Raw genomic sequence first — 12,898 nt, 5'->3', positions numbered from 1 at the left:
CACTCAGCGAATGGCTTCGCCAACGCACACGACTCGAAGGGAATTGGTCCCACCTTGGGCGTTGGCGTAATCGCCTTTGGTAATCAGAACGTGATCACCGGCCTTCACCACACCGCGTCGGGTCAACTCTTCAACCGCTTTCTCATTCACCATTTCAGGAGCGAAGTCGTCACTGTCGAACGGAATGGTCGCGACACCACGGAACAACGTGACGCGATTCTGAGTGGCCAGATTGCGAGAGAACGCAAAGATCGGGAGGTGCGAGCGAATGCGCGACATCAAGCGAGGCGTATCGCCGCTTTCCGTCATGCAGATGATGGCTTTGACACCGTGCAGATGGTTGGCCGCGTACATGGCGGACATCGCGATGGACTCGTCGATCTTGTGGAACACCTGGTCGACGCGATGTTTGGAACGATGGGACTGAGGATGCTTTTCTGCGCCGATGATGATCCGGTGCATGGCCTCGATCGTTTCGATGGGATAGGCACCCGCCGCGGTTTCGGCGGAGAGCATCACGGCGTCGGTGCCATCAAGCACTGCGTTGGCAACGTCGAACACTTCTGCACGAGTCGGCATTGACTGCGTGATCATCGACTCCATCATCTGAGTGGCAGTGATCACCACACGATTCAGCGTGCGGGCACGTTCGATAATCAGCTTTTGAACGGCGACCAGTTCCGCGTCACCAATTTCCACCCCCAGGTCACCCCGGGCCACCATCACGCCTTCAGATGCTTCGATGATCTCATCGAGAATTCGCAGGTCATTGACGGTTTCTGCGCGTTCAATCTTGGCAATCAGGCCGGCCTGCCCTCCCGCCTCCTGCATCAGGCGACGAGCCAGGTGCATATCCGAGGCGTCGCGTGGAAACGAAACAGCCAGGTAGTCCACCTGCATGTGTGCAGCTGTCTTGATATCGGCGAAATCTTTTTCGGTCAGCGCCGATGCCGACAGTCCACCGCCTTTGCGATTGATCCCCTTGTTGTTGGACAGCGGCCCGCTTATCAGGACTTCGCAGATCAATTGAGTCGCTTCGACTTTCAGAACCTTCAACTCGATTCGCCCGTCATCGAGTAACAGAATGTCGTCTGGGCGGCTGTCTGTGATCAAGGCCTCGTAGTCGATTCCGACTCGCTGATTGTCTCCGGCATTTTTGTCCAGCGCTGCGTCGAGAATGAATTGCTGCCCCTTCTCGAGAACGACTTTTCCTTGCGCAAACCGTGCGATGCGAATTTTAGGACCTTGCAGATCGGCCAGTACTGCCACGAAACGACCATGTTTGGCAGCCAGCTCACGCACCATCCGGGCACGAGCAATGTGATCTTCAGCCTTCCCATGGGAGAAGTTCAGGCGCACGACATCAACGCCCGCTTTCACCAATCCCTCGAGGGCTTCGAATGATTCTGTTGCTGGCCCCAACGTGGCCACGATCTTGGTTCTGCGCTGCATGACAGATACTTCCTCAAACAGGGTTTTATTATTGAACGCAAAGGAAATCTGGATGCGCTTGTGATTATTTGCGTGCAAATAATCAATCAGCGCAAAGCAATCCAATCGACTGCTAAGACTGCCAGGGGCCGAAAAATAGCTTTTTACCTCAGTATTTTCATGCTAAACGCCCAGCACCCAGGTAAGCGCCATCGAAAAACGCTTAAAAAATCTTGGCACATTGACACACCAAAATGCAATGCTATTTTAGTCAGCACAAATACACGCATCCGGCCACGACCCGGATCGCACTACTCTGCCGAAGGGATATTGATCATGCTGCCAAGACGCCTCTCCATCGCCAGTCGAATGGTTCTCGGGTTCGTCATCATTGCCGCGCTGAGCATTGCGCTAGGGGTCTTCGCGCTACGTCAGATCGATGAAGTGCAGGTCCAATCGACCCAGATAAAAGACAATTGGCTTCAACGGGTACGTGCTCTGGGGGCGGCGAATGCCGCACTGAACCGCTATCGGATGGGATCGATGCAGCACATTCTTTCGGTCAGCGAAAAAGACATGCAGTCTTACGAGGACAAAACCGCCGGGCGGTTGCGTCAGGTTCGCGAGCAAATGCAGATCTACGCCCAGTTGCTCACGAACGAGGACGATAAGGGCAGGTTGAGCGCGTTCAATGCCAGCCTTGACGTGTATGCAAAAAATCACCTCGAATTGCTAAAGCTTTCTCGCAAGGGTGAAAAAACGGGCGCCAGGGAATTTCTGATGGCGATCAGGGATTCCTACGATCAGATGACGCAAAACTTCGAAGACCTCATCGACCGTTCAAACCAAGGCGCAGAGCTGGCAGGTAACGAGTCGATCGATGCCTATCAACGCGCCGTCCAAGGCGTGGCATTGGTCATCATCCTGGTTGGTATCGGGACAGTTCTGGTGGCATGGCTACTGACTCGCAGCATCACAGCTCCTTTGAATGTGGCCGTTAAAGCCGCGAAAACAATTGCCGAAGGTGATCTGAGCCAGCCCATTCAACCAACGGGCAACGATGAAGCTACTCGTCTGCTCGAGTCCTTGGCGACCATGCAAAGCAATCTGATAAAGACCCTGGGAAAGATCTCAGGCTCATCCCGGCAATTGACCAGCGCCACCGCGCAACTGAACACGGTCACGGAAGCTTCCAGTCAGGATATTCAACAGCAACACGCCGAGATTGAGCAGGCAGCCACCGCGGTGACCGAAATGACCGCCGCAATCGAAGAAGTCGCCCGTAATGCACTGTCCACGTCCGAGCTGTCCGTGGCTTCACGGGACATTGCCCTGAAAGGGCAGCAACGCATGGTCGAAACGTTGGGCGCCATAGAGACGCTAACCCGAGATGTGCAACTCAGCTCGGAGCAGATCGAAAGCCTGGCCGAACAGGCGCAGCGCATTGGCAAGGTACTGGACGTCATTCGCACGATCGCAGAACAGACCAACCTGTTGGCACTCAACGCCGCCATTGAAGCGGCTCGAGCAGGCGATGCGGGAAGAGGTTTTGCAGTCGTTGCAGATGAGGTACGCGCCCTCGCCCACCGCACTGCACAGTCGACCCGGGAAATCGAAGAGATGATAAGTGGCATCCAGAGCGGAACTGATACTGCCGTTTCGACCATGCTCAACAGCAGCGAGAACACCCGCCTCACACTGTCTTTGGCCCAATCCACTCAAAGCGCGCTGGCAGAAATCGTCGCCGCCAATGACGACATCAATCAACGCAATCTAATGATCACGACGGCCACCGAAGAACAAGCGCACGTTGCACGTTCCGTTGACCGCAACTTGCTCAATATCCGTGATCTATCCGTTCAGTCGGCTACGGGCTCACAACAAACCACTGACGCTTCGATATCCCTCGGCCATTTGGCTGTCGAACTCAACAGCATGGTGGGTCACTTCAAGATTTAATCAGTGCAATTTTTTGCATAATGCCACGTTAAAAAGTAGTCAACGGCGACGAAACCTGTTCGAATCAAGCCATGCTTCATTCGCTCTCACTCGCCACTACTGCGGAAAGTGATCGTCGCCACTCTATTCGTAAGTGATCAAAATATGGCCTCAAGTGCCCTCGTACTACGCATCGCCGCTGAAATCCGGCAGAAAATCCAGACAGGCAAGCTGCCCCTGGGTGCTCATCTGAGCGCACAAAAAGTCGCCGACGAGTTCAACGTCTCCCGCTCCCCTGCACGCGAAGCGCTGGTGCTGCTCTCCGAGCAAAACATTCTCGAGCAACTGCCAAATCGTGGGTTCTTTGTGCTGGAGCTCGTGCAGGATCCGTCGCAAATCCACGATGAGGTACTTCCGCTTGAAGAGCCGGACGAATACTACCGACTCTCGGAAGACTGGCTGAACAATGCAATCCCCAACGAAGTGACAGAGCAGTTTCTGCGCACTCGCTACAACCTGACAAAGGCCCAGGTCATAGACATTCTCAACCGGGCGGCAAAAGTCGGTTGGGCCGAGCCAAAACCGGGTTATGGCTGGCGCTTCCTGGACGTGGCGAAGACACCGGAAACTCTCGAACAGATCTACAAGGTGCGCTCGTTGATCGAACCGGCAGCGCTGCTGGAATCGACCTACCATCACGACCTGAGCAAGCTCCAGCGCTTGAAAAAAGAGCAGCAGGACATGCTCAACGGCGGCATTGATAACCTGCCGGCTGATGTGCTGCTCAAAAATGGTATTCGCTTCCACGAAGAGCTAATCAAGCTCTCCGGCAACCCGCTTTATCACATGATCCTGGTCCAGATGAACAACATGCGGCGATTAATCGAATATCGCTCGATGATCGACCGCAAGCGCCTTTTCAAACAGTGCGCCGAACACATCCGGATGATCGAACTGGTGGAGCAAGGCAACAACCTTGAAGCCGCGCATCTCATGAAACAGCACCTGAGTGGATCCTTCGCTCACAAATCGCCGATTCTGAAATTAAGACCCGAATCCGCCGAAGCCAACCTTTCACTTTCAGGCATCGGCACTGGCCTCACATCACTTCTCGAGGAGAGTACAAGTTGAGCACCGAAGAACAATTGCGTGAAGAAATCTGCACCGTCGGCAAAAGCCTGTACGAACGTGGTTATACCGTGGGTAGCGCAGGCAATATCAGTGCACGCCTGGAAGATGGCTGGTTGATCACCCCCACCGACGCCTGCCTGGGAAGATTGAAGCCGGAAGAAATCGCGAAAGTCAGCAAGGACGGCACCTGGGTATCCGGCAACAAGCCGTCGAAAACCCTGGAGCTGCATCGTCAGGTATACGACCGCAACCCGGAAGTGAATGGTGTAGTGCACACACATTCGACTTCGCTCGTGGCTCTGACGCTCGCCGGAGTCTGGAACAAAGACGACATCCTTCCTCCACTGACGCCTTACCAAATCATGAAAGTCGGCCACATCCCATTGATCGCCTATCAGCGCCCCGGTTCTCCTGACGTGGCGGCACAAGTTGCGCAATTGGCCAACGATGTGCGTGGCGTCATGCTGGAACGGCTAGGCCCAGTGGTTTGGGAAAGCTCGGTATCGAAAGCCAGCTTTGCACTGGAAGAGCTTGAGGAAACGGCGAAGCTCTGGATGTTCAGCAATCCGAAGCCTGCACCGCTGGATGAGGAAGCAATTGAAGATCTGCGTCGGGTGTTTTCTGTTAAGTGGTGATGCCTCCAAGACGCAACACAAGATCGTCCATTGAATAACGCGTTGTCACTCGCCTTGTTAATCACAATGCCCATTCAGCTCGCCACAGAAGTGGTTAGCGAGGCGAGCGTACTCTAACATCGTTGACACACTCTCCCTTCAACGTTGCTCATGCGGCCGTTTTATCGATACTGAGCGCCTGTTCCGGCCATTTTTTGCCCCTTTCGGCTTAGGCGTTAGCTGCGGACTCAACCGGTCGCGATAGTCAGCGGACGGCCAATATCTGACGGTCATTAAGGGGCGCTCTTGGCTTGGTACGACCGACCACTGTCGTCCAAGTAACGATTCAGAGCCTCACCCAAGGCTTCAAAAGTTTTGGCAATGCGCCCGACTTTACGCAGGTCATTGTGCATGGCAATCCAAACATCAACGTCGAAGCCGAAGCTGTCAGGCAGAATCCGAATCAGACCATAGTTAGCCGCAACGGTGGCTGGACACAAGCCAAACCCTAGGCCATTTCTCAGCGCAGCGAGTTGAGCAAGGTGATTATCGGTAGCGATAGAGAAAGGCTGGTCTGCCTCGCACAGTCCTATCTCGACCAGCCGACGCAGGTCGGCGGTGCGTCGGTCGGGGCCAATCAGTGGCGCGCGACGCACGGCATCGAGACTTGCAGGCTCGCCATAGCGTTCAAGGCACTGGGCACTTGCGTACAAGCCGACTCGCAAAGCACCTGTGCGTCGCACGACCACTCCGGTTTCTCTCGGGCGCACGAGTCGTACGGCGATGTCTGACTCCTGTCGGGAGATGTCTTCCAGCAAATCGTTGATACTGATTTCGAGCTTCAATGCTGAATGCTGGTAATGAAACTCGCGAATCAATCCAGGAAGTACCTCAACACCCAAAAAGGCGCTGCTGGTGAGCCTGACAGTGCCGCACGATACGTCCGTTTCAGCGCTGGCCATGCGATTGAACGCCTCGGCAGCCATCGCCATTGATTCGACATGGTGAACAAGCCCACGTGCCGATGCAGTAGGCACTAGACCTGCGCAGGTTCGGGTGAACAGCTTCACCCCCAGACCAGCTTCAAGGCTTTCCAGACGTCGGCGAGCCGTTGCCTGCGCAATTCCCAGCAATCTGGAGGCGCCTGACAGGCTGCCACTGCGCAATACTGCCAGGAATACTCGCTGGCTTTCCCATTCAAGGCCACTCATCTATTTCTTACCAACGGTTGCTCCGTTTATTGTCTTCTGCCGGGTTCGAGGAACATGGATGATGCACCTCTCATTCGTAGCGCAGCAGTATAAGGAGCGACACCATGGGTTTCACCGGACAATGCCGATGCGGACAAGTCCAACTTCAACTGCAGATTGAATCTGCACCGTTGTACGCATGCCACTGCCTGAACTGCCAACGCTGGAGTGGCAGTGCCTTCGCATTACATATGCTCTGTCCAGCTCAGGCGATTGAGATCTCGGGAAGCACACTTGCATACACCCATACAACAGAAGGACATACATCGACGCAGTACGCCTGCGGTACGTGTTTCACCCGGCTGTTCAATGAGACCGACGCGGCCCCAGGCATGCGTGTGCTGCGGGCTGGCGTACTCCACGGCGCGGACCGTTTGGCACCCTTGGCACACATCTGGGTCAAGCGTAAACAGCCCTGGATTTCGCTGCCAGAGGGTGTTGCGCAGTGGCCGGAAAGCCCAACCCCCGAAGACTTTGCAGTTGCCATCAGCGAAGGGCGGCTTCAGGTTTGAGCCACACCTTAAAAACTGACTGATTCGACCTGGAAATTTGTTTCGACGGCTGTGCGCAATAGCAATAAAACAACCGTTTTGGCGCTACAACAGCCCTGGCCTTAGCACAGTCTGCGCAACGGGTACCTGAACCGTTGCGCGCATGCCGGCCAAACCGTTACCAGGCATCTACGAACGCGGCATCTCGCCATGCCCTTCAAAGCATCCCCCTCAGTTAAGTATTCACCTGCGAAACGACCTTGCGCACGACATACGGCAGGATACCGCCCTCCTTCAAGTAGAGAATTTCCTGTTGCGAATCCAGCTGCAGAATCAACGGCAGCGAGGTCTGACTTCCGTCCGCGCGATTGATCACCAGGCACAGCGGGTTTGCCCCCACCTGCATTGTCTCCAGACCGTTGAAGTCCAGCGTCTCATCCCCTTTTAACTGCAAGTTCGTCGCGTCGACTCCTGCCGCGAAGGTAATGGGCAAGATGCCCATGCCGATCAGATTGCTACGATGGATACGCTCAAAACTCTGCGCGACGACAGCCTTGACCCCCAAGGTGGCTTGCGCCTTGGCTGCCCAGTCACGACTGGAGCCCGCTCCATAGTTGAACCCGGCGAAGATCACCAGCGGCACGTCCTTGGCAACGTAGCTCAGAGCTGCGTCGTAAACGCGCTGGATCGAACCGTCAAAAGCCGTTGCAAAACCACCCTCTCCCGGCTGTTGCTCCAATAGCCGATTCTTCACTGCTCGATTCACGAATGCACCGCGCATCATCACTTCGTGATTGCTGCGGCGGGTCGAGTATTGATTGAGATCGTTCGGGTTTTCGCCACGCTCGATCAACCACTGGCCCGCCTGGCTTTCGAGTGGAATCGCACTGGCCGGAGAGATGTGGTCAGTGGTGACGTTGTCGCCCAGCACCATCAATGTTCTCGCACCATGGATCGACAACTTGGGGGAAGCCTCTGGCTTGACGTTTTGCAGGTAAATAGGGCGGCGCAGGTAAGTCGAATTCGACGCCCAAGGAAACTGCACGCTGCCACTCGCTGACAGTGCCTGCCAGTGATGAGTGCCATCCCACAGCATCGCGTTACGCTGGCGGAACAAATCCGGGCGAACGGTCTGGCTGACCAGTGCCTGAATCTGCTCTTCACTGGGCATCAGTTCATGCAGGTACACATCGTTGCCTGCCGCATCCTGTCCTAACGGCTCAGTCTGGATATCCATATTGATGGTGCCCGCCAACGCATAAGCTACGACCAGCGCCGGCGAGGCCAGATAGCCGACCTGTACGCGAGGATTGACCCGCCCCTCGAAATTGCGATTACCCGACAGCACCACCACGGTTTTGAGGCCCTGGTCCGAAAAGCGCTCCATGTGTTCTTCGAGACTGCCGGAGTTACCGATGCAGGTCATGCAGCCAAACCCGGCGAGGTCGAACCCCAGGGCCGAGAAGTCGCTCAGCAGATCGGCCTTTTCCAGGTAGTCCGCGACTACGCGCGAGCCGGGCGACAGAGATGTCTTGACCCAGGGTTTACTACGCAAACCGCGACGCTGAGCGTTACGGGCCAGCAATCCCGCCTGGATCATCTGGCTCGGGTTTGCAGTGTTGGTGCAACTGGTAATTGCCGCCAGGGAGATGGCGCCATGGGTCAGGGCCTGGCCAAACGTAGGCTCGAAGTATTCCGCTTCAGCGTCCGAGGAACGAGCGATCACGCCCTCCCGCTCACCCAGAATTTCCTGACGAAAGGATGGCGAGGCGTCAGCCAGTTTGCGCCACTGATGCGGCTGATGAGGCCCGGCAACACTTGGCTCGATGGCCGCAAGATCCAGCTCGATCAGGTCATCGAAATGCGGTTCGGGCAGTGAGTCGTGACGCCACAGGCCCTGTGCTTCGAGGTAAGTTTCAATACGCGCAATAGTGTCTTCGCTGCGGCCGGTCAGGTGCATGTATTCCATCGTGCTGTCGTCGAACGGGAAGAACACTACCGTGGCGCCATACTCAGGGGCCATGTTCGACAGCGTGCCTCGCGCCGCCCAACTGAGCTTCGACAAGCCAGGGCCGCAGAACTCAACGAACTTGCCCACTACGCGCTTCGCACGCAATATTTGCGTGATGCGCAATGCCAGATCGGTTGCTGTCACACCGGGCCGCAGTTCATTGCTCAAACGAATGCCGACGACTTCAGGAAAACTGATCGGCACCGGCTCACCGAGCATGGCAGCCTGTCCCTCCAGCCCACCCACACCCCAGCCAAGAACGCCGATGGCGTTGATCATCGGCGTGTGGCTGTCGGTTGCTACGATATCGTCAGGATGCAGCAGTGGCTGGCCATCGGCGGTCTGGCTTTCCCAAACCACGGTCGCCAGCGACTCCATATTAACTTGGTGAATGATGCCAGTACCGGGCGGAACCACCTTGAAATTCGTCAGGCTCTTTTGTGCCCATTTGATGAATTCGTAGCGTTCGGAGTTGCGGCGATAGTCGATGTCCAGGTTCTTCTCCACCGCGTCCGCTTCGGCGTAGCGCTCGACGATCACCGAATGGTCAATGACCAGCACCGCAGGAATCATCGGGTTCATGGTTTCCGGTGCGCCACCCATTTCCGCCACCATGTCGCGCATACCGGCAAAGTCAGCAAGCGCCGGCAGGCAGGTCGTGTCGTGGAACATCAGTCGGTTAGGATAAAACGGCACTTCGCAGGCCGGCGCCCCTTGGCGTATGCATGCGATGAAGTTGTCCAGCGACGCTGGTGAGCACCGCGCCACATTCTCCAGCAGAATACGGATTGAATAGGGCAAGCCAATGAGCTCGTCCGGGGTGAGTATCTTGTGCAGATCCACGTAGGCGTAACGGGTGTCGCCCACTTGAAGATGACTTTGATGACGTGCGTCGATGGTTGAAATCATGGGCTTATCGTTTACCGGTTAAGTGCGTACGCAAACGACTCTATACGGTCGTTCAGTTGAACCCAGCGTAACCAAAGGCCGAGCCGGGGAAAATTGAACAATGAGCAAGTCATCGTTCGCCCACGGAGAACGCAGCCTTGATGAGTCTGAAATTGTCAGGTCTTGCCCACTTCCCTACTCTCAGGGCCGACGACAATTTCCATGGAGACCATTTATGCTCGCCCCTACCGTAAAAGTCCTTGAAGAGCTTGCCCCGACTGGTGTGCTCAAAGCTGCCATCAACTTCGGCAACCCGGTGCTTGCACAGCGCAATGCCGACACGGGGCAGCCTCAAGGAGTATCCGTCAGCCTGGCGGTGGAACTGGGCAAGCACTTGGGCGTCCCTGTCGAGTTCATCACCTACGATGCTGCAGGTAAGGTGTTCGAGGCTTTGGCGCAAAATCAATGGAACATTGCATTCCTGGCCATCGAACCTGTGCGTGAAGCTCAAGTCGCCTTCAGTGAACCTTACGTGATTATCGAAGGTACCTATCTGGTCAAGGACAGCTCTCCATTCCGCAAGATGGAAGATCTGGATCAGCCCGGCGTGCGGATCGCCGTGGGTAAGGGTGCAGCTTATGACCTGTACCTGAGCCGGACTCAACAGCACGCAACCCTGGTTCGCGCACCAACCTCTGCCGGAGCTGTGGACCTGTTTCTCGATGAGAACCTGGATGCGGCGGCGGGTGTGCGTCAACCGCTGCTCAAGGTCGCCGAGGCCAACAAGGAATTGCGCGTACTGGACGGCTACTTCACATCAATTCGCCAGGCAATGGGCGTTCCAGTGCGATGCGCCGCGGGTGCGGCGTACGTCAGAGCATTCCTGGAAGAACAGAAAGCCAACGGCTTCGTTAGCAAGGCACTTGCCGCAAGCGGCCAAAGTGACGTCACGGTTGCCCCGCTTCAAGTCAATTGAGGCCGCTGCGATGAGGGGTTGAAACGCACTTGCCTGCTCAGCGGCGAAGGCGTTTCAACCAGATTTTATGCACCGGCTCAGCGCAGAGCATCACCACTATCAAACGCATGATCTGCATTGCCGTAACGATGCCAACGCCCAGGTTCAAGGCTTCGGCCGTCAGGTACATTTCCGTACTGCTGCCCGGCATCATGCCCAGTGCCAGCGTCATCAAAGGAAAGCCCAGCAGATATCCGATCCCAAGTGCCAGCAACAAGGTGCATACAATCATGCTCAAGGTGAACACCGAAACCTTGATCAGGAATGTCGGTGAGGCCTTGAAGAACTGGCGATCAAAGTAGCCTCCGAGCGCACAACCGATCATGAGCTGACCGTAATGGCTCAGCTCAACGGGTAATGCCGTCTGCAGATTGAAGCTGGCAGTGAATAGCGCACACAGCGCCATCGGGCCGAACATCCAAGGGTTCGGCAACTTGTACCGTTTCCAGATAATCGCCGTCAGCGCTCCGCCGAGCAACAATGGCAGCAGCCAATACCAATCACTGGGCAATCGGGCATGAGCCACCGATGGAGAGATTTTCGAGGTGAAAAACATCGCGGGCGGAACACAAAGAACAATCAGCACGAGCCGTACACTGTGAGCTGCAGCGATCTGACTGACGTTGGCCTTATGCCTGATCCCCGATTGAATCATCTCTGCAAAGTTCGCAGGCATGAAGGCGAAAAAGGCAGTCGTCAGATCCATGCCTCGACGCCGCATGAACTCTATGCCGAGCAAGGCAAGCAACAAGGTCAGAAATGCCGCGAACAGCATCATCGCGAAATGCCCCAGGATCTGCTCCAGCACCGCGGGTGTGAAATGCAGGCCGATGGATGTCGCAATCATCCATTGCCCGGTCAATCGACCATTGGGGATCTCCCCTACCCGCCAGCCGAGGCAACGCACCAGAATAACCGCCAACATCGATCCAATGATCCAGGGCAAAGGCCAGTTCAGGTAACTGGCAATCAGTGCGCCGGTCACTCCAACCAGCGGTGTCGCCCACCACAATCCCATTGAGGTGAAAAACGCTCTCATACGTTGGCGCCACCAAAGACCATGCACACTGGACTCCCTGTCTCAATCACCTCACCCGTTGGGGTCAAGCTGCCAGTCGTTGGGTCAACACTGAAAACCACGATCGTGTCGCTGTCCTCGTTGGCCACATACATGCATCTGCCGTCGGGCGACAAAGCGAAAAATCGAGGAGTGAGGCCTTGCGTTGGCGTCGCTGATTCGAATGTCAGCCAGCCCGATTGGGGATCAATGCTGAAGCGCGCAATGCTGTCGCTTCCCCGGTTGGAGGCGTAGAGGAAGCGCCCGGCCTTATCGACTTCGATCTCTGCAGCCGTGCTGTCGCCGGTGAAAGAATCCGGCAGCGCAGAGAGCACCTGCTGCGGCTGAAGCTCACCACTTTCGCTGTTGAAGCGATAGGTTGCGACAGTCGAATCGAGCTCATTGACCGAGTAGACAACGGGCAATCCCGGATGAAACGCCACATGCCGTGGTCCTGCACCTTTGCGAGTAGCAACCGATGGACAAGCTGTCGGCAGCAACTTGCCCGATTGCGAGTCGAATCGATAAGTGAAGATCCGATCGAGACCTTTATCCGGCACGACCACTAGCTTTCCACTGGGGTCGAATGGATTGAAATGCGGTTTCGGGCCTTTTTGTTCAATTCGATGGGGTCCGATAGGCCCTTGCGTCATCACTTGATCGCAGAGCTCGCCGAGCTCTCCCGAATCGAGAATCGGTAAGACAACAACAGAACCACTGTAATGGTTGCTCACCACCAGGAAGGTGCCGTCCGGTGAAATCGCCAAATGTGCGGGATTGTGGCCATGGGTGCTTTGGCTATTGAGATAGCGCAGCGTGCCATTGGTGCCGATGCTAAATGCGCTGGCCTGATCCGTATCACCATGGACGCAGTACAGGAAATCCTCCTGTTTACTGATCGCAAGAAATGATGGGTTTACCAATCCATCAACCAGTTGCACATGAGACAGGCGCCCAGTCTTTGAGTCGACGCTGTAGACGTTGATCCCGTTGCCACGGGCATTCCTTTCACGAGTGGTACGACAGCCTACGTAAATGAACATGAAGTCATCTCAAAAGGCGAACAGGTACT

At 55.8% G+C, this 12,898-nt stretch carries 10 protein-coding genes and 1 pseudogene; 6 read left to right on the top strand and 5 right to left on the bottom strand.

All coding sequences use genetic code 11. The annotated features are described in order from the left end of the window. Positions 1–3 precede the first annotated feature (3 nt). Entirely contained in the window at positions 4–1,452 is a 1,449-nt protein-coding gene (gene pyk, locus Q8X48_RS13725; protein WP_407801586.1) for a pyruvate kinase, read from the bottom strand. A gap of 159 nt (positions 1,453–1,611) precedes the next feature. Here pyk and Q8X48_RS13720 point away from each other — a divergent pair. From Q8X48_RS13720 to otnC, 4 genes and pseudogenes are all read left to right on the top strand, one after another. After that, positions 1,612–2,301, top strand: a pseudogene (locus Q8X48_RS13720) (MCP four helix bundle domain-containing protein); the annotation flags it as partial. Between the two features lie 36 nt (positions 2,302–2,337). After that, entirely contained in the window at positions 2,338–3,390 is a 1,053-nt protein-coding gene (locus tag Q8X48_RS13715) for a methyl-accepting chemotaxis protein (RefSeq protein WP_407802769.1), read from the top strand. A gap of 144 nt (positions 3,391–3,534) precedes the next feature. Continuing rightward, positions 3,535–4,500, top strand: a complete 966-nt coding sequence (locus tag Q8X48_RS13710) for a GntR family transcriptional regulator (protein WP_218481894.1) — start codon at positions 3,535–3,537, stop codon at positions 4,498–4,500. Continuing rightward, the gene (gene otnC / locus Q8X48_RS13705; protein WP_407801588.1) at positions 4,497–5,135 is read left to right on the top strand and encodes a 3-oxo-tetronate 4-phosphate decarboxylase; all 639 of its coding nucleotides are present in this window, start codon (positions 4,497–4,499) and stop codon (positions 5,133–5,135) included. The genes Q8X48_RS13710 and otnC overlap by 4 nt, the downstream gene beginning before the upstream one ends. A 272-nt stretch (positions 5,136–5,407) precedes the next feature. Here the strand turns inward: otnC and Q8X48_RS13700 are convergent, their stop codons facing one another. Further along, positions 5,408–6,325 (bottom strand): LysR family transcriptional regulator, encoded by a 918-nt coding sequence (locus tag Q8X48_RS13700; protein WP_407801589.1) that lies wholly within the window; start codon positions 6,323–6,325, stop codon positions 5,408–5,410. A gap of 104 nt (positions 6,326–6,429) precedes the next feature. On the opposite strand from Q8X48_RS13700, the gene Q8X48_RS13695 reads away from it, so the two are divergent. Beyond that, a complete protein-coding gene (locus Q8X48_RS13695; protein ID WP_007979412.1) occupies positions 6,430–6,876 on the top strand; it encodes a GFA family protein in 447 nt (148 codons plus the stop codon). A 214-nt stretch (positions 6,877–7,090) separates the two neighbouring features. On the opposite strand, the gene acnA is transcribed toward Q8X48_RS13695, so the two are convergent. Further along, a complete protein-coding gene (gene acnA, locus Q8X48_RS13690) occupies positions 7,091–9,775 on the bottom strand; it encodes an aconitate hydratase AcnA (RefSeq protein ID WP_407801590.1) in 2,685 nt (894 codons plus the stop codon). Positions 9,776–9,989: 214 nt separating this feature from the next. Here acnA and Q8X48_RS13685 point away from each other — a divergent pair, with 214 nt between their 5' ends. Next, complete coding sequence (locus tag Q8X48_RS13685; protein ID WP_407801591.1) at positions 9,990–10,730, top strand: ABC transporter substrate-binding protein; 741 nt, start codon at positions 9,990–9,992, stop codon at positions 10,728–10,730. A 37-nt stretch (positions 10,731–10,767) separates the two neighbouring features. Here Q8X48_RS13685 and Q8X48_RS13680 read toward each other — a convergent pair whose 3' ends face one another. Both Q8X48_RS13680 and Q8X48_RS13675 read right to left on the bottom strand, forming a co-directional pair. Then, positions 10,768–11,808, bottom strand: a complete 1,041-nt coding sequence (locus Q8X48_RS13680) for an AbrB family transcriptional regulator (RefSeq protein WP_407801592.1) — start codon at positions 11,806–11,808, stop codon at positions 10,768–10,770. Further along, a complete protein-coding gene (locus tag Q8X48_RS13675; RefSeq protein WP_407801593.1) occupies positions 11,805–12,869 on the bottom strand; it encodes a lactonase family protein in 1,065 nt (354 codons plus the stop codon). Before Q8X48_RS13675 ends, Q8X48_RS13680 begins: the two co-directional genes overlap by 4 nt. Between the last annotated feature and the right edge of the window lie 29 nt (positions 12,870–12,898).

This window comes from Pseudomonas sp. QLc11A (genome assembly GCF_052112305.1).
GTDB classification, from domain to species: domain Bacteria; phylum Pseudomonadota; class Gammaproteobacteria; order Pseudomonadales; family Pseudomonadaceae; genus Aquipseudomonas; species Aquipseudomonas laurylsulfatiphila.
Note: the sequence above shows the minus strand (reverse complement) of the source record. Positions and strands in the feature narration are given on the sequence as shown.

Coding starts and splice junctions, on each gene's coding strand:
- Q8X48_RS13685 (WP_407801591.1), top strand. CDS start 9,990: ATGCTCGCCCCTACCGTAAAAGTCCTTGAAGAGCTTGCCCCGACTGGT.
- pyk (WP_407801586.1), bottom strand. CDS start 1,452: ATGCAGCGCAGAACCAAGATCGTGGCCACGTTGGGGCCAGCAACAGAA.
- acnA (WP_407801590.1), bottom strand. CDS start 9,775: ATGATTTCAACCATCGACGCACGTCATCAAAGTCATCTTCAAGTGGGC.
- Q8X48_RS13710 (WP_218481894.1), top strand. CDS start 3,535: ATGGCCTCAAGTGCCCTCGTACTACGCATCGCCGCTGAAATCCGGCAG.
- Q8X48_RS13675 (WP_407801593.1), bottom strand. CDS start 12,869: ATGTTCATTTACGTAGGCTGTCGTACCACTCGTGAAAGGAATGCCCGT.
- Q8X48_RS13700 (WP_407801589.1), bottom strand. CDS start 6,325: ATGAGTGGCCTTGAATGGGAAAGCCAGCGAGTATTCCTGGCAGTATTG.
- Q8X48_RS13680 (WP_407801592.1), bottom strand. CDS start 11,808: ATGAGAGCGTTTTTCACCTCAATGGGATTGTGGTGGGCGACACCGCTG.
- Q8X48_RS13695 (WP_007979412.1), top strand. CDS start 6,430: ATGGGTTTCACCGGACAATGCCGATGCGGACAAGTCCAACTTCAACTG.